Below are 24,789 nucleotides of genomic sequence, written 5' to 3'. Positions count from 1 at the left end.
CCACCAGCTCAATGCAACGCTTACATTTATTAGTTGAAATATTTTCTCTCATCCGATAATATTAAAATATCAGTTAGTTTTGTCACTGAACAAACAAAAAGGAAGAAGGGAAAAATGAATACGACCGGAAACCTGGACTTAATTAAAAAGATGAATCGTTCCCTTGTCTTAGAAACCGTTCGTTCCCACCAGCCTATCAGCCGGGCGGCTCTTTCCAGGAAGCTGGGTTTAAGTCGCTCTACTATCTCTTCTATCGTGGACGAACTTCTGTCGAAAAAATTCGTCATCGAGCTTGGTCTCGGTGATTCGACAAAAGAAGGCGGGAGAAGGGGCATGGAACTTGGTTTTAATCCCATGTCTGCATTTGGATTGGGCCTAGATATTGGGGATAATAGAATTTTGCATATTGTTACAGACCTAAATGGAGAGATCGTTTTCGAAAAGGAGTGCCCTGCGACAAGCAATATAAAACAAATGATAAACAATATACATAACTTTATTAGGGAATCCGGCATTGAACAGCACTTGCTCCTCGGTATCGGAATTGCGGTCCCTTCTATCGTTAACGGCAACAAGGAGGTCGTTGTCGATGCGCCCGCTTTAGGCTGGAAGGACATTAATCTGAAGGAAGAAATGAAGGCGCACTTTCCTTTTCCTGTCTTCGTAAACAATGATGTAAATTGTGCTGCCCTGGGAGAAAGATGGGTAGGACAGGGGGCACAAACGAATGACATGTTTTTTATCTCAATAGGTACGGGTGTAGGAAGTGCCATCATCGCTAATGGCGGGCTCGTGCAGGGACACCAATTCTCAGCTGGAGAAATTGGATACTTTCTGGATAAGGAAGACATAGAGGAAAAGGATATTAATCAATTTGGCGGGTTTGGCATTTTTGAAAGAAAAATTTCCGAATTGATCGGGTGTATGCACCATTCAAGGGAGGCCTCCTCTCAGCTTACACTGTATCTCTCTCTTGTTCTCTCTAATGTAGTTAGTCTCCTCAACCCGGAGAGAGTGATTATAGGCGGACCAATGGCACTATCCCTTTCGCCTATCATTGAAGAAATAAGAAACAGGGTCGCTTTGTTGAGTCCTTTAAAAACCAACATCGAACTCGCATGTTTAGATGACCGTGCCAGCGCGCTTGGTGCTGTCTCCTATGTTTTCGAACAAATTCAAGAAAATATAATTATATAAGGGGGATTACAAATGAAAAAGATTTTGGGGGTAGCGTTAGCGTCTGTCTTAGCTTTATCTGTAACGGCTGCCTGTTCCACGAGCAGTAAAAGCGAACCTGCGGCTGGCAAGGAAGATGCAAACCAGCCGGTAACGATTCGCGTTCTATCCAGTGATGACTTTGCCGGATTTAGAGAAGAAGCGATTAAAGAATTCAACAAAAAATATCCGAACATTAAAGTTCAATTGGAACATGTTGCTTATGATCAATTGCACGATAAGGAGCTTGCTTCCTTCAATGCCAAAGGCGATGCTTCGTATGATGTAGTAGACACAGATGAGATTTGGACAGCGGAGTATGCCAATGCCGGTTTTATCCAGCCTGTCACAGCGCGGTACACAGATGAGATGAAGAGCGGCATTCTGCCTGCAGCTTTGAACATTACCAAACTAAAAGGTGATTACTATGGGGTCCCGATGTTCAATGATGTTCTGTTCTTCTATTATAACGAGGACATGCTGAAAAAAGCGGGGTTCGATCATCCGCCAAAAACATGGGATGAATTCACTGCAATGTCCAAAACCCTCCAGCAGAAGAAAATCGTTGAAGATGCCGCAAGTACATGGGGCTGGAGCGCAAACGAGGGCCTTGTTTGTTACTTCTCTCAATTCCTTGCTTCCCACGGCGGTAAATTCCTTGATGAAAAAGGAAACCCGGTCTTTAATGATGCTAAAGGAGTGCAGGCCCTCCAGTACATGGTAGATTCCATGAATAAAGACGGAATTGTAAGCAAATCTTCTTTAAATAGCAACGACCGCCAGATTCTTGACGCATTCAAGAATGGCAAAACTGCTTTTGTTTCCGGATGGTCCTTCTACTGGGGTGAATTGAACGGTAAAGACTCTAAGATTAAAGGAAAAGCAAAGGTAGGTCTTGTTCCTTCCGCAAATGGAGCCCCTAACTCAACGGTGACCGGTTCCATGTATCTTGGTATTAGTGCACAAACGCAGCATGCGGACGCAGCCTGGAAATTCATTGAGTTCCTGGGAAGTAAAGAAATCCAGAAACAACAATCTCTTAAAGCCGGCGCTCTCCCTATTTGGAAGGATTTATACAACGATGAGGAGCTAAACAAAAATCATGGCGCCATGAAGGAAATGGTAAAACAGTTAGAAAACACAACCTCTCGTCCTTCTTTAGAATCTTATAGCGAATTCTCGAAGGATTTACAGATTCGTCTACAGGAAGCGCTAACCGGAAAGACGCCTGTAAAAACAGCTCTAGACCAGGCAGTTGCAAAAGCGAAAGAATTAAATCAGCAGTAATAAACAAATAGGCAGGCTCCTATGCAGGCACCTGCCTATTTGCCTCAATAATCCAGGGAGCAAAAACATGATTAAAAAAATAAGACCGTATTTTTACTTACTTCCAAGCTTTGCTGTTATTTTGGGTGTAATCTTAATCCCTCTTCTCTACGCGGTATTTATCAGCTTTATCGATTTGAGTAAAAATGTAAACAAGCTTGATAACCCAAACCTCTGGCATTTTATTGGACTTGAAAATTATATAAAGGTGTTAACCGGGGACTTCTTTTGGTCTGCTCTGGGGAAAACCCTTTACTTTACGGTTACATCCGTAGGATTAGAATTTATTATCGGGCTGGCGATTGCCTCATTCTCAATGAACAGTTTCGCGGAAGAGGCCTTGTCCGCGGAGTCATGCTCATTCCCTGGGCTTTCCCGACCATCGTAAATGCCGTGCTCTGGAAATGGCTATACGATGCTGATCATGGAACCGTTCCTGCTATCCTGGCAAAGCTAGGCTTTACCAATGGTTATTTTAATATTTTAGGAAGCTCTTTTTCCGCTATGAATGCCGTTATTGTTGCAGATGTATGGAAAAACACGGCTTTTGTTTCGTTAATTCTTCTCGCGGCACTTCAATCACTTCCAAAGGAACCTTACGAAGCGGCAATGGTGGATGGAGCCAGTGCATTTAAGCGTTTTTTCTCTCTCACTCTTCCCCTGTTAAGCCCTGCTATTATGGTTGCCCTGGTGATGAGAACGATGGAAGCCTTTAAAGTATTCGACATTATTTATATTATGACAAGTGGCGGCCCGGCGGGTGGTACACAGGTTCTTTCCTTCTATACGTACCAATCTTCCATGATGTTCGGAAAATTCAGTTACGGTGCTTCCATCGCTTTTCTGATGTCGTTATTCATTATGCTATTCGCCTTAATTTACGTCAAAATTCTGTATAAGAACATGGAGTAACCGCTTATGAAAAGAACAAAAAAACAGCAGTTCTTTATCTACATAGGTGTAATTGGCGTTCTACTCTTTACGCTTACTCCTATTTTTCTGCTTATCGTTGCGACATTCTCTTCCAATGCTGACCTGAACGCCAAAACGCTTCATCTGATGCCTCAAAATTGGACAGTGGATAACTATACAAACATATTTTCAGGAAAAGCAAGTGACGGAAGCTTGCCTCCGTTCTTCACTGCCCTTAAAAATAGTTTTATTGTATCCTTATCGACTACGATTTTATCGTTATTTATAGGGATCTTTGCAGCCTATGCCTACGCCCGCTTTCGCTTTAAAGGAAAGGATACGCTTTTGATTTCCGTTCTTGGTTTTCGAATGGTACCTGAAATCGTATTGCTTATCCCGCTTTACATTATTTTTGCCCGGATGGGTATGATTAATCAGCTTCCAACCCTTATCTTAATTTATACAGCTTTTAACCTTCCTTTTGTCATCTGGATGCTCCAGGGATACTTCCGTTCCATCCCTGAATCAATGGAGGAATCAGCGCTCATGGACGGCGTTTCCCGTCTGGGCGTATTGTTTCGGTTCGTCCTCCCGTTATCAGTGCCTGGCATTATTGCGACCAGTATCTTCGTATTCCTTGTTTCCTGGGATGAGTTTATGTTTGCCAGTATTTTCACCTCTACCTATGATGCAAAGACGTTAACCGTGGCAATTTCTGAGTTCTCTAAGCGGGGGATGATCGATTTTGGAATGCAAATCGCCGGAGGGCTTATGGCTTCTCTCCCCCCTATTATTTTAGCTCTATTCTTCCAAAAAAATATTATAAGCGGTCTCTCTGAAGGCTCGGAAAAGGGGTAACATCATGAGTAAATTTTATGAAGAAGTATTTGAACAGCCACAGGTGATTCGGAATACGATTCATTTTAATAAAGAAAGTTCCTTCACAAACGCTGGGAAACCTTATCTTTTTACTGGAATGGGCAGTTCGCTGGCAGCGTCTGAACTTCTAACCGCTTATTTCAACCAGCATGGAATTTCGTCTATCGCAATCGATAATTCGGAACTCCTTCATTATTATACGGCTATGTTAGAACAGCATTATGTCGTTGTCGTTTCGCAAAGCGGTGAAAGCTTTGAAGCGAAAGAAATTGTAAAAAGGTATCCCCATGCCGTCAGTGTTACAAATACGAAAGGAAGTACAGTAGCTGATCATGTTTATCATGTATTCTATACGTATGCTCAGAAAGAAGAAGCGATTGCTTCCTCTAAGTCTTTCACAACAACAGTGGCTCTCCTCTTGTTGCTCGGCTCCAAAGCTGCAGGGCTGACAATGGAGGATGATTTATACAAAGCCGCAGATGTTCTGGAAAAAGAACTGGAAAAGGCAGATGAATACAAAAAACAGATTGGAGAAGCATTGGATCCTAATCGCCCTCTCCTCTTACTCGGAAGGGGGCCCAGCGTTTTCACTGCCCGACAGGGAGCCTTAACTTTAAAGGAAACAGCGAGGATGTACACAGAAGCCATGTCAGCTTCTCAATTCCGCCATGGTCCTTTTGAGTTGATTAAAGAGAATCTACAGGTGCTTTTCTTTAATCCAAAAGGGAAGACTTATGAAATTAACCAGCGATATGTGCTAGAAATGGCGGAACTTGGCGCAAAAATGCTATATGTATCAGATGAAAAATTAAATCACAAAAACATCTGTTCCCTCGCCATTCCTTCCGTAAATGAATATGTGAGCACAATTCCTTACTCGCTTGTTACCCAACTGGCAGCAGTAGAGCTCTCAGCACAAAAAGGTCTTGTCGCGGGGCAGGCGGAGCTTATCAGCAAAGTTACAGGGAGAGAATAGGATGATTAATCTGATCGGCAACTTGAATGCAGACTTGATCTTAGCCCATGTGAAAGAGAGGCCGAACTTTGGTGAAGAGCATATGGTCGATCATATGATGTTCCGGCCTGGCGGGCTTGCTAATCTTATCTATCCCCTGGTAAAGCTCGGGGTAAAACCTAGAGTCATTGCAACCCTTGGAAAGGATGACTTCGGGGAAAAAATTTATCAGGAAATGCTGCCAATGGTGGAGGATGGGATCACACGCACAGGAACCCCTACAGCTATTTCTGTAGGCGTCGTAAACCAGGCTGGGTCCCGCTACTTCGTCACATATAGCGGAAATCTATATGATTTTACTAAAGAAGTGGTACAAAATGCACGGGATTTCAATAAAGCAAAAGCCAGCTTTTTCTACGGGTATTTCCTCCTGCCTAATTTCGGATTTGAAGGAACATTAACTTGTTTAAAACAGGCGAAGGCAAATTATCACCTGACATTTTTCGATTCGAACTCAGATATCGGAGGCTGGTCTGAAAAAAGCCGCAATGAAATCATAAACCTTCTTCCTTATATCGATTACTTTATGCCAAACGATGAGGAGTTACTTCATTTAACGGGATTATCTACCATTGAAGAATCAATCTCACTGCTTTTTGAAAAAGGGGCAAAGTCCATTATCCTCAAACAAGGAAGCAAAGGGGCTACAGCTTTTATAAATGGCGAGGCCGTTTATCATAAAGGGTTTCCTACAGAGGCTTTTGATACAACGGGAGCGGGAGACGGCTTTAATGCAGGCTTTATGTTTAAGCTTTTAACAGGGGGAAGCATCGAAGATTCTCTCGCCTTCGGAAATGCTCTGGCCAGTATTGTTGTATCCCGAAAAGAAAATCGCTATCCGCATCTTGATGAAATAACAGCCCTTTTAAAAAACCCCTTCAAATGATAGTATTTGAAGGGGTTTTTTCCGGAGTGCTTAACCCTTCCCCTTTTGTTAAAATTATGGGAGCATAGTGGTATCCGCTCATCCAGCGATAAGATAGTAGATAACGGAGAAGATAGGCATTGCAACCATCATAAGCAGCGGGATTGCCGTTAATGTAATACCTGCTACCGCCAGCCCTCTTCCCTTGGTCGTTCTCCTGGCGCTTAATCCGGTGACAAAGCCGACAAGCGAGAAGATAATAGACAAAATGAGCCATAGCACGGCCGCTTTAGAGCGCATGAATAGATTTGGAACGAATAAGATTAAAAAGGTCATCGCAAAAATGCCTGCAATAAGTGCAAGTACCGCCCGGCCCAATCTGTTCTGCAATTCTTCCTCATGTTCCTCCGTCTGAAATGAATCAATATCTGTCATAAAAGCATTCCTTTCCTGAACATCGTAATGATGGCTTATTATGATCCCCATATTAACATAAACAGCAATTGTGGAGGTGAAAGCATGAAAGAAAAAATAAACGAGGTTATCCAACGTTCCCTCGAACATTATGAGCCGGTTACCATCTCCTTTTACGAGGATGCGGCTATCCATACGCTTAAAGGAGTCGTGACGCAGTTTAACTATGTAAGAAGCACACTTCGAGTTATAACGATGGACGAAAGAATACATAATCTTCGCGTGGAAAATATAACGGACGCCGTTCTTTAAAGGAGAGAGCCATGCTCATTAAGAAAATTCCCCTGGAACATAAACAGCAAGTAATAAGAAGCATTCAACAGTACTTTGAAACAGAAAGAGGCGAAACGATCGGTGATTTAGCATCAGAGGATTTATTTGACTTCATCGTCGAACAAATTGCGCCTATTCTTTACAATCAGGCCATTGGCGATGCCCGCAAGGTAGCCCAGCAGCAAATGCTTTCCCTTGAAGAAGAATTGTACGCTTTAGAAGCTCCTATCCGCCCTTCGAAAAGAAAATAACGTTTCTATGTGGTAAAGGGGAGTTCCTTCTCCCTTTACCATTTCCAAAGCTTGGAGAAGGATATCCAAGAAAGCAAATTTAGTTTATGTTCTTTCCCCTTCGTTTTGACCATGTTAATAAATTCTCCAAAAAACACTTCCCATCTTTTCCCCATCTCTGATTTATTGGCCTGATTCTGCTCTACCATCCCGATGCTCAAATTGAGCGCTTCTTTAAGGTGAGCGAATGCCTGCTGGAGATGATGATCTACTTTACTGCTTTCCATGTCATACCCTCCTTATTCCATTATTTCTTTATCCAGCCGCTTGCTCATACGCTCGAATTGCGCCTCTGCTACCATGTCTTCCACTTCTTCCCGCGCCGTTTGGAGCGTTGTCCGCAGACCGGACCATGTACCTGCTGCTGCTTTTCCTCCCACGCGTCCCGCTGTGCTGAGTGTTGCCTTCGCAATCGGCAGAATAACAGATGCGCTAAGCGCCAGCGCTGTACCTATAACAAGGCGTTCTACATGCATCTTCATTAATTTTCACTTCCTTTATGCAGCTTGTAATTGTGATATCAGATAAGACGAAAGAGACGGGCGTTCTCCCGTCAAAGCCTTTAGTATCGGCCTTGACAGGAGATTCACCGAGCCGCTTACAAGGAGTACCTGCGCCAACTGGACAAAGCTCAATGGTGCAGTGTGGAAAAACTGGGCGAATGCAGGAACATACATGACAGAAAGCAGAGCGAGCCATGAGATGCCGAGGGAGCCGATAAAAAACCTGTCTTTTATCCAGTTGGAGAATTGTTGGCCGTTCTCCTGTCTCCATGAGAATGTCTGCATTAGCTGCCCTGCGACAAGCGTTACGAACGCCATCGTACGAGCGGCAGGAAGCGATGCACCCGTTGCCAGGCCGCCCGCAAAAACCCCAACGGCTGCCAGGCCGAGAATCAGCCCTCGGACTGCCACTTTCCTGTACAAGTTCTTGTCTACGATATCCTGTCTTTCCGTTACAAGTTCCTTATTCCCTGGATTCACAGCTAAAACAGCCGCAGGGAGTGCATCCGTAAGTAAATTCATTAACAAAATCTGAATCGGGACGAGAGGAATCGGCAGGCCGGCAAGAACAGCCACACTGCTTACTAATATTTCAGCCAGATTTCCGGTTAACAAGCATCCGATTGCCTTACGGATGTTGCTGATAATCGTACGGCCTTCCTTCACCCCATCAAGAATGGAACCAAAATGGTCTTCCTTTAATACCATATCAGCCGTTTGCTTGGTTACTTCTGTCCCCGTTTTCCCCATGGCGATCCCGACATTCGCTTTCTTAATCGCCGGTGCGTCATTGACGCCATCTCCTGTCATTGCAACGATGTGGCCTGCATTCTGGTATGCCTGGACAATGCGCAGTTTATGTTCCGGAGATACACGGGCAAAGATGGAGACATGCGCAATCATCGCCGCTAACTGCTCCTCGCTCATTTCATTTAGTTCTTTGCCGGTAATGACGCGATCCCCTTCCCTGTAAATCCCTAATTGTCTGCCGATGGAAATCGCTGTGACAGGGTGATCGCCTGTGATCATGACCGGTTTAACCCCTAAATGGAAGGTCTCTTCAATTGCCTGGGCCACTTCCGCTTTGGGTGGATCAATCATGCCTACCATACCGATATAAATTAACTGCTCTTCTTTTGCTTCTTCATGCGCTTCGTCTTGCTGAATAGGGCGGTAAGCAAACCCCAGAACACGCAAAGCCTGCGAAGCAAACACATCGTTTTGCTTTAGGATAGCGGTTCTTATCTCTTCCGTTAAAGGGTAAACCCGGCCGTTCTGCTCATAAGAAGCACATCTGTGTACAATCGTTTCAACCGAGCCCTTTGACATGATAAAGCAGGACTCATGGTCTTCTTCTTCATGGCAAATCACACTCATCGTGCCTCGATTTGAATCAAACGGAATTTCCCTTTTTCGCTTCCACTTAGACATGTCGTCCAGCAGAAGGCCCGCTTTTGCCCCGGCTACCAGCAGCGCCCCTTCCGTCGGGTCCCCCTTCACCGTCTGTACGCCCTGTTCTTCTACAAGCTGGCTGTTGTTGCAAAGAAAGCCGATATGCAAAAGCTTATGGACGTCCTTATTATCAAGCGGTCCTTTGTTCTCCTGGTGGCTAAACTCTCCATCTATACTGTATCCGTTGCCTGTGACAGCCCATGTCTCATTCACCGTTGCAACCTTTGTAACGGTCATTTCATTTTTGGTTAACGTTCCTGTTTTATCGGTACAGATGACGGTTACCCGCCCTAATGTTTCCAGTGCCGAAAGCTTTCGCACGATTGCATTGCGCCTTGCCATTCGGTAAATCCCCGCGCTTAACGCGATCGTAATCGTTACCGGCAAGCCTTCCGGTATGGCGGAAGCAATGAGCGCCACAGAAGTAGAAATCATTTGCCGCATCGTATTACCCCGGAGCAGTCCGACAGCAAAAACAAGTGTTCCGGCGAAGATAGCTCCACGCACGAAAAGCTTGCTAATTGAGGTAACCTGCTGCTGCAGCAGTGTCTGCTCCTTCTCTCCGTCTTTCAGCAATGCCGTTAAATAGCCGATTTCCGTATTCATTCCTGTTCCGATGACGACGCCAATTCCTTTTCCTCTCGTCACATTGGTGCCCATATAGATAAGATTGCTTCTTTCTGCAAGCGGAGTATCCGCGGCCTGTGTCCCGGCTGTCTTTCTAACGGCCAGTGACTCACCCGTCAGCGGTGCTTCATTTACCTCAAAATTCCAATCAGAAAGCATACGGATATCCGCGGGCACGCAATCACCAGCCTCCAGGACAACGACATCGCCAGGCACCAGTTCAATCGCAGATACCTCCTGTTCCTGGCCTGAACGGATGACTTTACATAACGGCGGCTGGAACTGGTTCAGTTCATTAACGACTTGCTCCGCTTTTCTTTCCTGGATTGTGCTCACAACAGCGTTCATAAACAAAACCGCGGACATCGCTATCCCGTCAAATACATCGCCGGAAAATACAGAAACAGCGGCCGTACCGAGGAGCAGCAGCGTGGTGAACTCTGTAAATTGCTTCGCAAGCGAAAAGATCCAATGCCGCTTTTCCGCCGGTTGGATTTCATTGCATCCTAAAGCCGAACGGGCTTTCATTACCTCTTCTTCGGAGAGGCCTTGATTCAGGTTTGTTTCCAACCGGGCCGCCAGTTCTTCTTCTGAGAATGCATGCCAGGTATGGCTGTTCTTAACCCAGCGCGGCGGATTCAAACCTTTGCCTGAAGGTTGCTTGTCCAACAGCTTTTTCGAGCGGGCTAGCATGATAAGCTTGCACGCGTCGGTAATTAGATTGGCAAGCGGCGGAGCCAGCCTTCCCGGAATCACGAGAGCCGTTCCAATGATATTCCATAGCCTGTTCCACTTCCGGTGCTGCTTATTCAGCAGATCGACTTTTTTGGAGTACACCATTGCTTCTTCTATCTTCCTGAAATCAGCCTGCTCTCGAATGAAAACATTCTTGACGGGAGGATAGTGCAACGATTCAAAAGCGCCAGGGGGCAATAGCTCCCATGAGGGTTCCCACAACGACGGTTGTTTCTTAACACCAATGGAGTCATATAAAAAAGAAACCTGTACAGAAGGGAATTTTTCCCGCAGGCTTTTTATATGGTACATTTCTTCCCTTGCCTGAAAAGGGGATGAGTAAAGGATAATTCCTATGCATTCATCCTGCCTTCCAAGAAAATAAACCGTATACCCTTCCCTCTCATATCGTTTTGCTTTATCTTCATACTCATGCGAGCAAACGTTGTTCCTTTGCATCCACTTCTTTGAACCAAAGAAAACATTCTGTCCGTTAACGATTCCTTTTATACCCTCCTCTGTTTCTTCCACATGGAAAGCCGTTCGCTTTGTCCTTCTTGTTTCCTCCGCTCTGGCTTTAATGGCAAACATAAGAGGATGGTTCGTTTTCTCGGTGAGGCTCCTGGCTAAACACCATACCTTCTCTTCGCTGTCCTCGGTTATGCAGGATAGCACCTCGTCCTGTTTTGTAAACAACAGGGACGTATCTTCAATCACGATTTTCTCTGTTTGTGCAAGCTGGCATAACGTTTGATTTTGCGGCAGGGTAAGCCCTGCCTGCTTTGCGGACAGTTCCGCCTGCCTCCACGCATATTCTTCTGCGGCTAAAGAGGGGCGGGGGTTTGCGGTAAGCAGGACACCCATCGTCTGTAACGGGTTTCTCGTTACAAGATACGTCATGCCCGCCAGGCCAAACGCCCACTTCGTCGCACGCTCCGCGTATGCTTTCGTTTCGGCGGATAGATAGAGGGCGGGGTCTCCGCCTGCCACGTTGTTCTTTTTCCGCTGCCAGTCCAGGAACTGAATAATACTAACTCCCGCCAGAGCCACAATATTTTCATGAACAAGGGCCATGCCGAACGCGGCCGCACCTAAAACAAGATCAGCATTAAACCGCCCTTCACGGGCAAATCGTTCAAATCCTTTTTTCAGAATCGGGTACCCGGTTACCATCGCTAAAATCCCTGATGTATAGAACATCCCCGGGCTTCTTGCCAGCGGTGACTTCCCATAAAGTACTTGTTTGGCTCCAAGAACACCCAATCCAATCACAGAAGCTGTCAGAATAAGAGGAGCGCTCTCTGGCTTTTCCCGTTTTGCAACCGGAATTTCCTGAAAGGTTTCAGGAACACCACTCTGCTCATCTACCGGGATAGCGACAGCAGCAGCCACTTCTTCAAGCGTTTGGTCGTCTATCTCTTTCTTCCATTGCGGATGTTGCTCTATATATTCCTGCTCCTCCAGCCGATGAAGGAAATGGCAAATTTTTTGCAGGGAAATTATTTTCTCGTTGTAGGTGAGCAGCATCCTCCCCGTATCGGTGCAAGCTCGGATGGTGAGAATCCCTTCCTCGCCCTGAAAGAGCACCTGCAGCTTCTCAGCGAAAGAAGGATTCGCTTTCAAGCCATACACTTCTACCCGGAGTCTTCCCGGTAAGGAACGGATGAACCTCTCTTTGGATACAATCTGCTCCACTGCCTTATCCCCCCTTTCCTCTCGAACTAAAATACATACATATTATCAACCGGGCAAAGCATCTTTATGTATTGGGAGAAGCATGTGCGGATGCATAATTAAGCCAGAAAAGGGAAGTGTAATGCTTATCTTAATTGAAAACGGAGGAACCCTTATGTTGAAAAGAATGCTTCCCAAAACCCCCTGGGGGATGGCTCTTACAGCCGCCACTGTCATTTTATCTGTATCCCCGGAAACCAGAAAAGCCGCCAGAAGAGCGGCCGTAAAAGGGATCGCAGCCGTTCTGTCTCTCGGAGATCAGCTAAAGGAGGCGACAGCCAGTACACGCGGCCAGCTAGCGGGATTAATGGAAGATGCAAAAAACGGGGGACCAGATGAAACGGCCCGACAGAATAAAGACCTGTCTTTTACGTACGATGTCGATATAGAACCAGAGGACTTTAAAACAAATGATGTAAATTCCCCACTGCGGGCGGTGAATGTAATGGATGAAGGGTATGTAAAAAAACAAATGACAGACCTGCATAATCAGCATCATTAAAAAATGGCATTATAAAAAAGACCGGAAGCGTACGTGCCGCTTTACCGGTCTTTTGCATATAAATCTTGTTTTTATTGCTCTTCTTTATTTGCTGTACGATTCTGGAACATTATACCGGATGCCTGGGAGCCCACCACGCGTCCTACCTGGTTTCCTATCATGCCGCCGATAATCGTACCGGCAACCGTTCCGATACCGGGCAGAAGGGAAGTACCCAGCATCGCCCCGTATTCGATTCCCGCCATAACGCCTACAGCACCTGTCACATTCGTGGCCGTATTAGCGGCGAATTCACTTTTTTTCATGTGGCCATTCGCTAATGCCCGAGTATCCTGAAGTTGGGACACTCCTCCTGAGACAACTCCGGCCCATAAAGAACCTCCACGAAACATAGGAACCCCTCCCTTAGATTGCTTAGATATAACGTAACGCTATGGTTATGTTGTACAAACCATGCCAGAATCATACGGAATAAAACATTCCAGGAAACGCTACGTAACCTTTTGTAACAATCGATTCATCTCAAGTAGTACAGCATTTAAACTCAGCCAGACACCGCCAAAAATATACCCTGCAGTTACATCACTCGGATACTCAATTTGAAAATATATCCGGCTTAGCCCAACAAGAGCGACAACTAGAAAAAAGCCTGTGCCGATGGCGATTCTTCCCACTGGGCTTCTACTGTGGCGAATTAATAAAAAGGCGGCAAAACCGTAAACAACAACAGCCATCAGGGTGTGTGCACTTGGAAAGGCAGCCGAGACATAGGCGGGAACAGGCGACAAAACCCAGGGCAAATGGTAAAAAGCATAGCGCAATCCCTGTTCAAACAATCCACCGCCCAGAACAGCGAAACATAAGAATGCCATTTCCGTTCCCCGATTTTCTCCCTTTACCGCAATTCCCAGGAGGGTGAGGACCGCAACAGCAGCAAGCATCTGAACGGACGACATGTAATCGAACCACCGAAACTCCGGAGTCCAATCCCCGCTAAAAATCAACGGAATGAGCGTTAAGACGACCGTATCGAATTGTTTAAATTCATTGCTCAAATAATCTTCGATAAAGCTAACGGCGAAAATGAACAGAATGACGCCCATAATTGCCGTTCCGGTAACGAGGAGCTTTACGCGGCCCAGGGAATGAAACGTATCTAACAGGCCGGCAAACATAGTTAACACGGCTGCTTTAATTCTTTCTTTGCTGCTTTTATATAATAGATAGAGGATAAGAATAGCACCGATGACGATACCTGCAATAAGCAAATATTTCTTAATTGCCCCGTGGAAATGCTCCCACTGCGGGCCCAGTACCTTACCGAGGGAAATAAAAGTCGCTGTCCAGATAAAAGCACCTGTATAAGCATAAAGCGCGAACGTACGGAAAGGCAGCCGGTTTATCCCTGAGAAATACCCTGTAAAATGCCTCACACCTGGAATAAAATACGCAATAACGAGCAGCTTATTTCCATATCGGCTGAACCATCCGGAAACCTTCTCCAACCTCTCGGGTCCCAAATGAATATAGTGGCCATATTTATAAAAAAAAGGAGTACCCAGCTTAAACCCGATCCAGTAGGACAGTGTCATTCCGAGTGCACTCCCCGCTCCTGCCATCAAAATGCTGGTAACCCAGTTTAACTTCCCCTGGAAAACAAGAAGCCCGGCATAACCCATCAGGGCTTCTCCGGGAAACGGAAGAGCGAGCAACTCCAGCATCAGAGCAAAGAACAACACGCTATAACCGTATTGATTTACCCATATTGTCAAATGTCCCAAAATTGCCCCTCCTTAAAATCACCTGTATCAAACTGTCTTCTTTCTTTCTTTTATCTTTCCCCACATCCAGAATGTCATAATTCCAAGCGAAATCCAGAACAGGCACAACAGAGACAGCCCTCCGACAAAAGGCACGTTTACGCCTGCCACTACGACAGCCGCTCCCGTCATGACCTGCAGCCACAACGGCTTCTCAACACCCGCCTGCACCCGCTGGCCGATTTTCATACAGATAGCACCCAAACCTGTTACAAAGAAAACCAGCACGGCCAGCCATAATAAAATAACAATCGGAATGCCAACGACAGTCACAGCCAGCATCATCGTAATGGCGAGGAGCAAGAGACAGGCGACAAAACCGGTTACAAGCAGCCGAACTGGGGGCCACTCAATTTGCGAGACCAAAGGCTGCAGCCGGGACTTCAGCACATACACCACGGGAAGCGGCAGGACAAACAACAGAAGGCTAAAGGCAATGCGCAAAAGCCAAACAAGCACCACAGCTGCTCCACCGGCAAATAAGTTGCTTCTTGTTGCTGTATCAAAGGAAAAATTGACAACATTGTGGGCGAATGCTGCACCAGGCTCCTGAATGATTTTCCCTCCGATAACGAACACTTCCCCTTTGATTGCAGCATTTTTCTTAACGTAAAGGTTACCGTTAAAAACAACGACCGCATCCTGTACCCTTCCGTAGATGGTTGCGTCCCCGCCAAGAACAATCACATTAGAAACCTGTTGCCCCTCACGAATAACGGTATCCTGGTGCATAAATAAGTTTTCATTTGCAGCCAGCGCCCTTCCCGCCGGAAAAAACAGCCCAAGCAAAAGCATAAAAGACAGCAGACTGCCATAATAAAGTTTCCTCAATTGATTCACTTCCTTACCCCGTTGCCTTTATTACAAGCAGTCGACGCAGTGACCATAGCGACAGTAACATGAGAACAAGCGCTGTCCCGACAACGGCCTGTAAAAGCAAAGGAACAGACGAGACAAGAAGAGGAACGATGTGAACAATACCGATAAATGCGCTTGCCAGCGAAGAGATAAACCCTATGCTTACAAAGGTAGCGGATGAAAGAATCAGGACAAAAAAGACGACGGACAGAATCGCGGCAGCCGGGATGTATGCGCGAAGCTTTCCGTATACCGGTTCACTAAAAATCGAGGATATAATTTTTTGCTCTAAGAAGCTCGGAATTTCAATGGATTGGTACGTTGTGTATACCTGGTTTCTTATCGCTGAAATCTCATCCACTGTTTCCCGGCACTCTTCGCAGCGGCGCAGATGATGTTCAACAAGCATCCGCTGCTCTTCTGTGAGCTCTCCGTCAATATAACCGGAAAGCAAATCTTCTATATGGTTCACATGCATTCTCCCCTTTCTCCGCTGGTCAGTTCGCTTCTTAAAGTTAAACGGGCTGTGTGAAGGCGCGACTTTATCGTCCCCACAGGTATTTGCAGCATATCGGCCATTTCGTCATAAGAGAATCCCTGTATATCCCGAAGTACGATGACCGAACGATGTTCCGGGGAAAGCTTCTGCATCGCTTCTTCGATGCTTAGCTGCATATGCTTATATTCCACTGATTCCCCGAACGAAGAAGGGATATTCTCTTCCAGCCCTTCCGTAAAAATAACTTTTTCCTTCTTTTTCTTTTCAATGCGATCGTAGCATAACCGGAAAACAATACGCGTGAGCCAGGAAGTGAAAGCATATTCGTTTTCTAATTTCGCAAGAGAAGAATGTACCTTCAGAAACACTTCCTGCGAAACGTCCTCCGCCTCCATTCTATCATGCAGCATCGCATAAGCCTGCCGAAACACAGCACCATTGTAGCGCCTGATTAACTGGACAAACGCTTCCTTGTTTCCCCGCTTTGCCTCCCTGATTAGCGTATAAAGTTCTTCGTTCACCCGCTCTCAACCCCTGCTTTTCGTTCCTGCGCTTGCCTGCCTGTCACCTTACATCCCATTTTTCTATTATTCCACAAAAGAGCGAAAGCCAACGAAAAATAGTATCAACTGAAAAGACCGGGAAAGAATAGGGAAAGTTCATTTTAAAGCAAAAAAACAGCAGGGAAATGTATCCAGCCCTTGTAAAAGTGTGGTGGACTTTTCAAAACACTTCGTGCCATAGTAGATAAGAGACACGAAGAAAGGAATGGAGCAATGAGCATCGTTAAAAAACTGCTGATAAAACAAGGATATCACCTAGCAATCGTAAATGCGCCCGAAGCTTTCTCGCTGCCCGCGGAGGAACTCCCGGAAAGGGTGGAAGTGACGGATCAGGTGGAAGGAACGTTCGATTTCGCTCTGTTATTTGCCCACAACCAGGAGGAACTGCGGCGTCATGTGCCCAAAGTGCTGCCTCATTTGAAGGAAGACGCCCTCCTGTGGATCGCTTACCCGAAGAAAAGCTCGAAAATCAAATCGGACATCAGCCGGGATTCCGGGTGGGAAGTATTGAAGGAAGCCGGTTATGACGGGGTTTCCCTTGTTTCCATTGATGAAACCTGGTCCGCGTTCCGCTGCCGCCAGAAACAGTACATTAAAACAAAAAAATAACAGGTAAAGTTTCCACAACGGGCAGCAAATAATCAGGTGCCCTTCCGGGTACATTATCGATGACTACTTTCTGTGAGGTGGAAGCAATGACTGGAGACGCACCGAGAGATTATGTAACTGTTGAAGACAGAGATGGAAAAGAAAAGCAATATGCAATCGAGGCGCTGTTTGATATGGAGGAGCAATCCTATGCCCTTCTTTCATCCGAAGAAGAAACGATCCTTATGCGTGTAGAAGGCGAAGAGGAAAATCAGTATCTTGTTGGAATTACCGATGAAATTGAACGAGATTCCATTTTGAACGCTTACCAGATTGCCGTGGAGGCTGCTCCCGCAGAATAGAACGGCAAGCACAAAAGAAAAGCATCGAATGGCTTCCGCTGGAAACTGTTAGCCACTCGATGCTTTTATTATTTCATCCTTTTGTCTCGGGATGGACGATAGGGGCCGTATTTACATCAACAAGCACCGGACCGTCCGAAGAAAATGCCCGCTGCAGCGTTTCCTCCAGCTGCTCGTCTGATTCAATGCGGTATCCCGTCCAGCCGCACGCTTCAGCCAGCCGGACGAAGTCAGGGTTCGTTAATTCAACCCCCAGCTGGCGGTAATCGCCAACGATCATTTTATCCCGCTCCATTTGCAGCATGCCGTTATTAAAGACAATGACTGTTATGTCCAATTCATATCGTTTGGCTGTCAGCAAATCGGCAAGAACCATCTCCAATCCGCCATCCCCAACTACCGCTACAACCTGTTTGTCCGGTGCACTTAATTTGGCGGCAATGGCCGCAGGCAAACCAAATCCCATGGTCCGCCAATCACCCGAGAACAGCATCTCCTGCTGCCGGGGTCTGAAATTTCGATTCATCCAGACCGTTACATCTCCCGTATCAATGGTAAGGACCGCATCCGGCTGCACTGTTCTTTCAATTGCCCGGGCGATTCTTGAAGGATGGAGAGGAGAGCCTGAGCGGGTTCCTTCCTGCTCATTTTCTTCAAGCCATCTGCGCCTTGCTTCCTGCCAACTGGCCAGCCAGTCCGAGTCTGTACTCTCCTTCTCCAGCCCTCGCACAAGCAGCGGTACGACAGAGGCGGAATCCCCAACAATTCCGAGTTCCACAGGGATGCCCTTTCCGATGTTCTGCCGCATAAAGTCAATTTGAATAACGCGCGTGTTTTTCGGTACGTACCCTTCCGGCCACCATGTATCTCCCACCAGGAGAACAACATCTGCTTTTTCAAATACTTCTGGTGCGTAGGGATTTCCTCCCTGTCCGATCCCACCGAGAACGTGGGGGGATGTTTCTGGCAGCATTCCTTTTGCTCCAAGGCTTAACAGAAGTCCCGCTCCCCATTTTTCCGCAAGTTCTTCTACGGATGAAGCGGCGCTGCGGGCTCCTACACCCGCGACAATCATGGGGCGGCGGGCGGTACGCATAATCGCAAGCGCCTGCCTCAAATCCTCTTCCTGGAACGTCGTCGTACCCTGCAACACAACCGGTTTCTGCCGGATTTGCAGCTCTATTTTCATGTCAAAGATGTCTTTAGGAACCGATAAGTGTGTTACAACGCCGCTAGAAAGCGACATATGCATCGCCTTGGCAAGTACTTCTATCGCTGCATCCGGGCTTGCAAGCAACGTGCTGTAGCTAGCAAAGGGCTTTATGAGTTCCTGCTGGTCCACGTATTGTTTATAATCGGTCCCGATTTTATTGGTGGGGGCCTGTCCGGAGATGGCGAGAACCGGAGCTTTATCAAGGTAGGCATCACCCAGGCCGTTCAGCAGATTGGCAAGCCCCGGCCCCATGGTCGATACACATACGCCAAGGTTCCCGGTGAGCTTCGCTTCGGCGGACGCCATCATCGCGGCAGCTGATTCATGTTTCACTGCAATAAACTGGATTTCATCCTGTTTTGCGAGGGCATCGGTCAAACCGAGAATGGCATCGCCAATCACCCCATACATGCGCCTTACACCCCAGCTTCGCAGCTGTTCTAACATGAGCTCCGCTACCGTTTTCATACCATCCGAATTTGCGTTCGTTTGTACATTTTGCGGCATCGTATCTCTCCCTGGTATTATCTTTCGTTTACCTTCATTGTCTTGTATTCTGTTTTTTCTACTTCTATCGTATGGCTAACCGAGTCGGCCCATTGCATGAATTCCTTGCCACTTATCGTTTGTGTCCCTTCTTTTTCATGGATAGAGAAGTTCCCTTGCTGAGCCAGGTTTCGAATCGTATCCTGTCCAAGTCCTGTAAGCCCGGAAAGAACAAGCAGTGGATAGTCTGTTCCTTTGTCGACTTCCTTTACCTTCATCTTATACTGCATTCTAGCCCCTCCTTTCGAATGTGATGCAGTTTGTATCCTGGCATTCGTTGCTGGCCGCTCCGTTTACTTCAATTGCTTCCGCTATGCAAACAGCGCCCTCTCCCCAATATTTGCAGGAAGCGACGGTACACGTTATGCTCGGGCTTACCTTATAATCAGGGTTTACAAGACCAATGGCCGAGCCTGTCCAGTTCACATTGTCGGCAGAACCCAAATAGTTAAAAATGCTCTGGTTATGACAAAACGATTTGCACATCGTCTGTTCTTTTGCAGCAGACATTTCCGTCTCCTGCTCGTGCATAATATCAATATTTCCGGCACCGCATCGGTCCCCGTATAAATAATGTGTACATGTATCAACAATACACTTCACTTCAGGTTTCATGATTCACTCCCGCCTTCTATAATAAAGTTCAATCGCATGTACTCTTCCGAAGTATGTCCTTTTCCTCCAATGAATATGAGAAATAGCCTGCTCTCTTAAATCGCTTCCTTTCGCGCAAAAAAAGCGAGGCAGCACATTTCCCGTGCGGCACTCGCTTTTACAGCATGCAAACCTTATATTTTTTATGAACAACATACCTTGTATGAGAAGAATGCGAGGAACAGACCCGGTTCCTCCCCTGTTGCTTCGCCTTATAAAGCGCGCTGTCCGCGGCCTTTAGTATGTCTTCACGCATGCCCGCTGCACCAGGAAGCAGAGTAGCAACTCCGGCGCTGATCGTAACATGCCTGCCAGCCTTTGATTGTGCGTGCGGGATGTGCAGGGCTTCCACCGCTGCCCGCAGCTGTTCTGCCAGCATGAGTGCCCCTTTCCGATTTGTTTCCGGCAAGATAATGGCGAATTCTTCCCCGCCGTACCGGGCGATGCTATCCGCCGGGCGTTTTAATACACCCGCAAGCGCACCGGCCACCTGTTTTAAACATTCATCACCGTTTACATGGCCGTATGTGTCGTTATAGGCTTTAAAAAAGTCGACATCGATCATGCAAAGTGAAAGGGGCAGCGTACTGCGTACAGCGCGCTTCCACTCCTTATCAAAAAGCTCTTCAAAACTTCGGCGGTTCGCCACGCCGGTGAGTCCATCAACAGATGAAAGGTGCTGGAGCTGCTCATTCAGCTCACGAAGCCTACGTTCCATTTCTTTACGTTCGCTAATATCCCGGATAACAGCCTGTATCATTAGCTTTCGATCGTAAGAAATAGGAACAGCTGATATTTCCACGTTGATTATCGTTCCGTCTACCCGTATCATCTTTTGTTCAAAAAGGCGGGCTTTCCTTTCTGACTTGTGGATTGCTTCCATACAGTATTCGATGAATTCCGTACTGCCGGGATGGAGGGATTCCTGTATATGCTTGCCGATGATTTCTTCCGGGCTTGCTGCGCCAAGCAGCTTCGCACCGGCAGGATTGATAAAAGCAGTCGTTCCATTATCATACACCGCGATTGTTTCCGGGGAAGATTCAACAAGGCAGCGGAATTGGTCCTGCCTTTCCTTCGCCTGCAAAAACTCCTTCATTCCTTTAGGTTTATACTGTTCGATTGAAGACTGCCTAGCATTCACCCTTTTCACCTGCATGCACCTCCGGATTCCACAGTATGTTTTCTATGGAGCATTTGAACGGCTCCCCTGTTCAAGCACGGTAAATTCTTTTTCGCAAATCACCTTGTTGCCGTCGTATACGATGGCTTTATATTTTCCATTTGTAAGGACAGGGTAGTCTTTCGTAGAAAATTGAGCGTGGTAATGTTTTTGATTGAAGTCGAGCTTCCCATTGCGTTGTGTAAATTCATAATTTACGGTTGTTCCGTTTGGTCCAGGCCCCGTTATGACTAAGCGTATATTGTCGGTTGGTTTGTCATCCATGTTTCCGTCTTTATCAGAGATGTGAAACTTAATCGGAACCGTAGAACCCTGCTGGAGCGTAAAATTTCGATTGCTGAAGGGCGGTTCAAAGCCATTATTGCCCGGCAGTAACTGTTCCGCTATCAGAGAGAATTTCACTGAAGTTTTTAGCCCTTGATACTCATTCCCTGTTTCAGGAGGAAGTTCCGAGGTGAACGTAAGCGTTTCATTCTCGTGGCTGGCAATGACACCGGCGGGTATTTGCTGCAAGCCGCTAAGCTGCCCTTCATAAATCGTTCCTTCCGGGTCGGAGACGGTCATACGCAGTTTTTTGTACAGGTCCTCGGAGCCAGATTGTTTATCTACGTTGATTCTATAGGTAAAATCAACATTGCCATCGTTCAGTATTTTTAGCGTCGCCTTGACCTCTTCACCAGGCGCCATGTTTTCCGCTCGCATAAAGGTGTCAATTGTACCGGTCGGGCTTTCTGCATTAATGTCGAGTTTGTATTCTGATACTTTAGCGTACGTGTCGCCGAACGGAAGGTATACAACGAGGACACATAATGCGGGAACGGCACCAAATAATAGGTTGACAAATTTTGATTTCATTTCTTTTCCCCTCACAATAATTACTGCAATTTATATGTAAGAAAAGGCGGGAAAATCCCGCCTTTCCGTAATGGAAGCTGTATTATTTCGCTTCTCCAGCACCTTGCTTGCCGTCAAATGTCCATTTAAGTTCCAGCTTATCGCCCTGGAATTTGTTTTGGTCTTGGCCGTTATCTACAAATTCATACTGAACGTAAAGTTTATCCGATGAATGTGCCGCTAATTTTCCGCCTCTTTCACCAAACCACTGGCTCCAGAAATTCCCTGCAATTGCATCAGGTGTCATGTTTTTCAACTGATCCAGAGTCGTGTACCAGATAACACCATCAGCTTTATCAGCATTGATTAAGAAGTTTACCCGGATATGCTTTCCGAAATCTTCTCCAGCGTTGTTACCATTTGCATCCGTAACTGTGTAGTCAGTTTTTAAATCAATTTTTGAAATATCAAGGCTGCCGTCGTTTTTAAGGTCGAAAGAACGATTCATCCAGTCACCTGGTTTGATGTTGTTTACATCAATGATAGTAGTAGGAGCAGCGTTCAAATCCAATGTACCTGCCGCAAATGCTGCGTTTGTTTGTACGCTGTCGCTAAAGTACGCAAACGTTCCTCCGCCAATGAGTGCTGCTCCAAGTGCTGTTGTTGCCAGTGCCATCCCGATTTTTGATTTAATCGACATTATTACTTCCTCCTCTGATTTTTCCGCTGTTATCCAGGGCTTAATTTTTATTTAAAATTCCCATAGTAAATCTAGAATGAATACCTGCCATTGATGGAAGCTGTATTATTTCGCTTCTCCGGCGCCTTGCTTGCCGTCAAATGTCCATTTAAGTTCCAGCTTATCGCCCTGGAATTTGTTTTGATCTTGCCCGTTATCAACGAATTGATATTGAACATAAAGTTTATCCGATGTATGTGCCGCTAATTTTCCGCCTGCTTCTCTACCAAACCACGGAGCCCAAAGATTTCCTTGAATTGCATCCGGTGTCATATTTTTTAACTGATCCAGAGTAGTGTACCAAATGACGTCATCGAGTTTGTCATCATTCCACAGGAAGTTTACCCGGATATGCTTTGCGAAATCTTCTCCAGCGTTGTTACCATTTGCATCCGTAACTGTGTAGTCAGTTTTTAAATCGATTTTTGAAATATCAAGGCTGCCATCGTTTTTAAGGTCGAAAGAACGATTCATCCAGTCACCTGGTTTGATGTTGTTTACATCAATAATCGTTGTAGGAGCAGCGTTCAAATCGAGTGTACCTGCCGTAAATGCTGCATTTGTTTGTACGCTGTCGCTAAAATATGCAAACGTTCCTCCACCAATGAGTGCTGCTCCAAGTGCTGTTGTTGCCAGTGCCATCCCGATTTTTGACTTAATTGACATTATTACTTCCTCCTCTGATTTTCCCCCCCGTTACCCAGGGCTTAATTTTTATTTAAAATTCCTAGTAAACTTGGAATGTTTACTCATAGTTAGTCAAGCCTCTATCACTTTGCCTCACCGGCTTTTTGCTTGCCTTCAAATGTCCAGGTAAGCTGTAGGGAATCACCCTGGAACTGGTTTTGATCCCTGTCATTATCAACAAACTCAAATTCCACACTGAGTGTATCCGCTGTGCCGGCTTTCAGGCCGCCCTTCTCATCCCATTTAGGAATGAAAACCGCATTCCCAATTGCCTCAGGCGTCATCTTTTTGAGCTGATCCAGCGTTGTGCTATAGACCACTCGGGAGCTTTTATCCCCGTTGTATAAGAAGTTAACCCGAATATGTTTACCGAAGTCTTCTATGTTGTCACCTTTCACGTCCGTAACTTTATAATCAGTAGTTAATAGAACTTTTGCGATGTCCAGTGAGCCATCATTTTTAAGCTGGAAGTTGCGATCCACCCAGTCGCCTGGTTTAATATTGTTTACATCAATAATGGTTGTCGGATTTGCACTTAAATCCAGCGTACCTGCCGAGAATTTGCTCGTTGTTTGCGCCGTATCGTTGAAGTAGGCGAACGTCCCTCCACCAATGAGTGCTGCTCCGAGTGCTGTCGTTGCCAGTACCATACCGATTTTTCCTTTTATACCCACTTATCCTTTCCTCCTTTAAATCCCCCCTCTTGCTTTCTAGGGCTTGTTGATTTATTTTGAACCTCCAGGGGACTTTCGAGATAGTAGATACCCCCGTATTTCCCCTGGAAAGCATTCAAACATTTCGAGTCGGTTCCTGTCCTGAAGTTGCCTTTGCAGCTGTCTTTTCCTTCTCCAGCCTGGCAACCGCGAGGAATAAACTGCCCAGCTGCCATACGACCAGGAGTGCTCCTGGCACAATCATCAGCCAGATAAGGCCAGCTTTGGATTTCGCAAAGCTGAGCATGTAGCCAACGTACGGAACGGTGAAGTTTGCGTACTGTCCAACGATGTTGCCTGCCGGAACCGGCTCTAAATCAGCTGTTTTGTTGGCATCGCCCTTCGTAATGTACTCAACGAGGTCGCCTTTTGGCTTGACTTCCTTAATCCGGTGCGTAATGAGTTTTTGTTTATCATCCGGCGCCTTAAAAGTGATAACATCTCCCACTTTGTAATGTTTTGGGTCATCAACCGGTTTAATCGCGATGACTGAACCGGTGTGTATAGCAGGCTCCATGGAGCCTGATAGAACGGTCATTACTTCATATCCCATCATTTTGGGTGTTCCTCCGGATACCTTAGAGGAAATCGCAAACCAGGCTACTGTAAGGAAAGCCACGACTAGCAATCCGTTTATTATTCTACTTATCCATTTTCTTACTGCCATTTTTCACACCACCCTATTGGATTACTCGTTGCCTTATCTTCCACTCGAACCACTGCCGCCT

Annotated in this window: 30 protein-coding genes; 12 read left to right on the top strand and 18 right to left on the bottom strand. The window is 46.2% G+C overall.

Annotated features, from left to right (window positions below; genetic code table 11):
* The first annotated feature begins 114 nt into the window (after positions 1-114).
* From MBEAL2_RS15540 to MBEAL2_RS15515, 7 genes are all read left to right on the top strand, one after another.
* The gene (locus MBEAL2_RS15540; protein ID WP_047153194.1) at positions 115-1,197 is read left to right on the top strand and encodes an ROK family transcriptional regulator; all 1,083 of its coding nucleotides are present in this window, start codon (positions 115-117) and stop codon (positions 1,195-1,197) included.
* Between the two features lie 12 nt (positions 1,198-1,209).
* The gene (locus MBEAL2_RS15535) at positions 1,210-2,502 is read left to right on the top strand and encodes an extracellular solute-binding protein (protein WP_047153193.1); all 1,293 of its coding nucleotides are present in this window, start codon (positions 1,210-1,212) and stop codon (positions 2,500-2,502) included.
* A gap of 67 nt (positions 2,503-2,569) precedes the next feature.
* The gene (locus tag MBEAL2_RS29340) at positions 2,570-2,929 is read left to right on the top strand and encodes a carbohydrate ABC transporter permease (RefSeq protein WP_052947751.1); all 360 of its coding nucleotides are present in this window, start codon (positions 2,570-2,572) and stop codon (positions 2,927-2,929) included.
* Positions 2,896-3,453, top strand: a complete 558-nt coding sequence (locus MBEAL2_RS29335; protein WP_052947750.1) for a carbohydrate ABC transporter permease — start codon at positions 2,896-2,898, stop codon at positions 3,451-3,453. The genes MBEAL2_RS29340 and MBEAL2_RS29335 overlap by 34 nt, the downstream gene beginning before the upstream one ends.
* A 6-nt stretch (positions 3,454-3,459) precedes the next feature.
* Positions 3,460-4,311: a carbohydrate ABC transporter permease gene (locus tag MBEAL2_RS15525; RefSeq protein ID WP_047153192.1), complete on the top strand. Its 852-nt coding sequence runs from the start codon at positions 3,460-3,462 to the stop codon at positions 4,309-4,311.
* A gap of 4 nt (positions 4,312-4,315) precedes the next feature.
* Positions 4,316-5,308, top strand: coding sequence for an SIS domain-containing protein (locus MBEAL2_RS15520; protein WP_047153191.1), 993 nt, complete (start codon positions 4,316-4,318; stop codon positions 5,306-5,308).
* A gap of 1 nt (position 5,309) precedes the next feature.
* Positions 5,310-6,233, top strand: a complete 924-nt coding sequence (locus MBEAL2_RS15515; protein ID WP_047153190.1) for a carbohydrate kinase family protein — start codon at positions 5,310-5,312, stop codon at positions 6,231-6,233.
* A gap of 78 nt (positions 6,234-6,311) precedes the next feature.
* On the opposite strand, the gene MBEAL2_RS15510 is transcribed toward MBEAL2_RS15515, so the two are convergent.
* Positions 6,312-6,647: a hypothetical protein gene (locus tag MBEAL2_RS15510; protein ID WP_082129964.1), complete on the bottom strand. Its 336-nt coding sequence runs from the start codon at positions 6,645-6,647 to the stop codon at positions 6,312-6,314.
* 84 nt (positions 6,648-6,731) lie between these two features.
* Here MBEAL2_RS15510 and MBEAL2_RS15505 point away from each other — a divergent pair, with 84 nt between their 5' ends.
* Together MBEAL2_RS15505 and MBEAL2_RS15500 are read left to right on the top strand one after the other, a co-directional pair.
* Positions 6,732-6,938 (top strand): YolD-like family protein, encoded by a 207-nt coding sequence (locus tag MBEAL2_RS15505; RefSeq protein ID WP_047153188.1) that lies wholly within the window; start codon positions 6,732-6,734, stop codon positions 6,936-6,938.
* An 11-nt stretch (positions 6,939-6,949) separates the two neighbouring features.
* Positions 6,950-7,210, top strand: a complete 261-nt coding sequence (locus tag MBEAL2_RS15500; protein ID WP_047153187.1) for a DUF2164 domain-containing protein — start codon at positions 6,950-6,952, stop codon at positions 7,208-7,210.
* Between the two features lie 35 nt (positions 7,211-7,245).
* Here the strand turns inward: MBEAL2_RS15500 and MBEAL2_RS15495 are convergent, their stop codons facing one another.
* From MBEAL2_RS15495 to MBEAL2_RS15485, 3 genes are read right to left on the bottom strand one after another with little or no spacing between them, the layout of a single operon-like run.
* Positions 7,246-7,476 (bottom strand): hypothetical protein, encoded by a 231-nt coding sequence (locus MBEAL2_RS15495; RefSeq protein ID WP_047153186.1) that lies wholly within the window; start codon positions 7,474-7,476, stop codon positions 7,246-7,248.
* A gap of 12 nt (positions 7,477-7,488) precedes the next feature.
* Positions 7,489-7,731 (bottom strand): hypothetical protein, encoded by a 243-nt coding sequence (locus MBEAL2_RS15490; RefSeq protein ID WP_047153185.1) that lies wholly within the window; start codon positions 7,729-7,731, stop codon positions 7,489-7,491.
* A 15-nt stretch (positions 7,732-7,746) separates the two neighbouring features.
* On the bottom strand, positions 7,747-12,261 hold the full coding sequence (locus tag MBEAL2_RS15485) for a cation-translocating P-type ATPase (RefSeq protein ID WP_047153184.1): 4,515 nt from the start codon (positions 12,259-12,261) through the stop codon (positions 7,747-7,749).
* A 154-nt stretch (positions 12,262-12,415) separates the two neighbouring features.
* Between MBEAL2_RS15485 and MBEAL2_RS32285 the strand changes: the two genes are divergently transcribed.
* Positions 12,416-12,802, top strand: coding sequence for a hypothetical protein (locus MBEAL2_RS32285; protein WP_152667811.1), 387 nt, complete (start codon positions 12,416-12,418; stop codon positions 12,800-12,802).
* Between the two features lie 71 nt (positions 12,803-12,873).
* Here MBEAL2_RS32285 and MBEAL2_RS15475 read toward each other — a convergent pair whose 3' ends face one another.
* From MBEAL2_RS15475 to MBEAL2_RS15455, 5 genes are all read right to left on the bottom strand, one after another.
* Positions 12,874-13,194, bottom strand: coding sequence for a hypothetical protein (locus MBEAL2_RS15475; RefSeq protein ID WP_047153182.1), 321 nt, complete (start codon positions 13,192-13,194; stop codon positions 12,874-12,876).
* Positions 13,195-13,293: 99 nt separating this feature from the next.
* Complete coding sequence (locus tag MBEAL2_RS15470; RefSeq protein ID WP_052947749.1) at positions 13,294-14,583, bottom strand: VTT domain-containing protein; 1,290 nt, start codon at positions 14,581-14,583, stop codon at positions 13,294-13,296.
* 27 nt (positions 14,584-14,610) lie between these two features.
* A complete protein-coding gene (locus MBEAL2_RS15465) occupies positions 14,611-15,453 on the bottom strand; it encodes a hypothetical protein (protein WP_047153181.1) in 843 nt (280 codons plus the stop codon).
* A gap of 13 nt (positions 15,454-15,466) precedes the next feature.
* A complete protein-coding gene (locus MBEAL2_RS15460; RefSeq protein WP_161798217.1) occupies positions 15,467-15,952 on the bottom strand; it encodes an anti-sigma factor family protein in 486 nt (161 codons plus the stop codon).
* Entirely contained in the window at positions 15,949-16,500 is a 552-nt protein-coding gene (locus MBEAL2_RS15455; RefSeq protein WP_047153179.1) for an RNA polymerase sigma factor, read from the bottom strand. The genes MBEAL2_RS15460 and MBEAL2_RS15455 overlap by 4 nt, the downstream gene beginning before the upstream one ends.
* Before the next feature lie 255 nt (positions 16,501-16,755).
* Here MBEAL2_RS15455 and MBEAL2_RS15450 point away from each other — a divergent pair, with 255 nt between their 5' ends.
* Both MBEAL2_RS15450 and MBEAL2_RS15445 read left to right on the top strand, forming a co-directional pair.
* On the top strand, positions 16,756-17,151 hold the full coding sequence (locus MBEAL2_RS15450) for a hypothetical protein (RefSeq protein ID WP_047153178.1): 396 nt from the start codon (positions 16,756-16,758) through the stop codon (positions 17,149-17,151).
* Positions 17,152-17,237: 86 nt separating this feature from the next.
* Positions 17,238-17,492 (top strand): DUF1292 domain-containing protein, encoded by a 255-nt coding sequence (locus MBEAL2_RS15445; RefSeq protein WP_047153177.1) that lies wholly within the window; start codon positions 17,238-17,240, stop codon positions 17,490-17,492.
* A gap of 73 nt (positions 17,493-17,565) precedes the next feature.
* Here MBEAL2_RS15445 and MBEAL2_RS15440 read toward each other — a convergent pair whose 3' ends face one another.
* The 9 genes from MBEAL2_RS15440 to sipW all read right to left on the bottom strand — a co-directional run bounded on the left by MBEAL2_RS15440 (position 17,566) and on the right by sipW (position 24,728).
* Complete coding sequence (locus MBEAL2_RS15440) at positions 17,566-19,212, bottom strand: thiamine pyrophosphate-binding protein (protein ID WP_236692898.1); 1,647 nt, start codon at positions 19,210-19,212, stop codon at positions 17,566-17,568.
* A 17-nt stretch (positions 19,213-19,229) separates the two neighbouring features.
* Positions 19,230-19,481 (bottom strand): hypothetical protein, encoded by a 252-nt coding sequence (locus MBEAL2_RS15435; protein WP_047153176.1) that lies wholly within the window; start codon positions 19,479-19,481, stop codon positions 19,230-19,232.
* Between the two features lies 1 nt (position 19,482).
* On the bottom strand, positions 19,483-19,866 hold the full coding sequence (locus tag MBEAL2_RS15430; RefSeq protein WP_047153175.1) for a DUF1540 domain-containing protein: 384 nt from the start codon (positions 19,864-19,866) through the stop codon (positions 19,483-19,485).
* Positions 19,867-20,023: 157 nt separating this feature from the next.
* The gene (locus MBEAL2_RS15425) at positions 20,024-21,058 is read right to left on the bottom strand and encodes a GGDEF domain-containing protein (protein ID WP_161798216.1); all 1,035 of its coding nucleotides are present in this window, start codon (positions 21,056-21,058) and stop codon (positions 20,024-20,026) included.
* 33 nt (positions 21,059-21,091) lie between these two features.
* Entirely contained in the window at positions 21,092-21,943 is an 852-nt protein-coding gene (locus MBEAL2_RS29330; protein WP_052947747.1) for a M73 family metallopeptidase, read from the bottom strand.
* 82 nt (positions 21,944-22,025) lie between these two features.
* Positions 22,026-22,622, bottom strand: a complete 597-nt coding sequence (locus MBEAL2_RS15415; protein WP_047153174.1) for a CalY family protein — start codon at positions 22,620-22,622, stop codon at positions 22,026-22,028.
* A 105-nt stretch (positions 22,623-22,727) separates the two neighbouring features.
* On the bottom strand, positions 22,728-23,327 hold the full coding sequence (locus tag MBEAL2_RS15410; RefSeq protein ID WP_047153173.1) for a CalY family protein: 600 nt from the start codon (positions 23,325-23,327) through the stop codon (positions 22,728-22,730).
* Positions 23,328-23,431: 104 nt separating this feature from the next.
* Positions 23,432-24,022 carry a CalY family protein gene (locus MBEAL2_RS15405; protein ID WP_047153172.1) on the bottom strand — a complete coding sequence of 197 codons (591 nt, stop codon included), beginning with the start codon at positions 24,020-24,022 and terminating at the stop codon, positions 23,432-23,434.
* Positions 24,023-24,137: 115 nt separating this feature from the next.
* Positions 24,138-24,728, bottom strand: a complete 591-nt coding sequence (sipW, locus tag MBEAL2_RS15400) for a signal peptidase I SipW (RefSeq protein WP_047153171.1) — start codon at positions 24,726-24,728, stop codon at positions 24,138-24,140.
* Positions 24,729-24,789 lie beyond the last annotated feature (61 nt).

It is taken from the genome of Aneurinibacillus tyrosinisolvens (assembly GCF_001015055.1).
Classification (GTDB): Bacteria; Bacillota; Bacilli; order Aneurinibacillales; family Aneurinibacillaceae; genus Aneurinibacillus_A; species Aneurinibacillus_A tyrosinisolvens.
The sequence above is the reverse complement of the archived record's forward strand: the minus strand, read 5'-3'. Positions and strand labels throughout refer to the sequence as shown.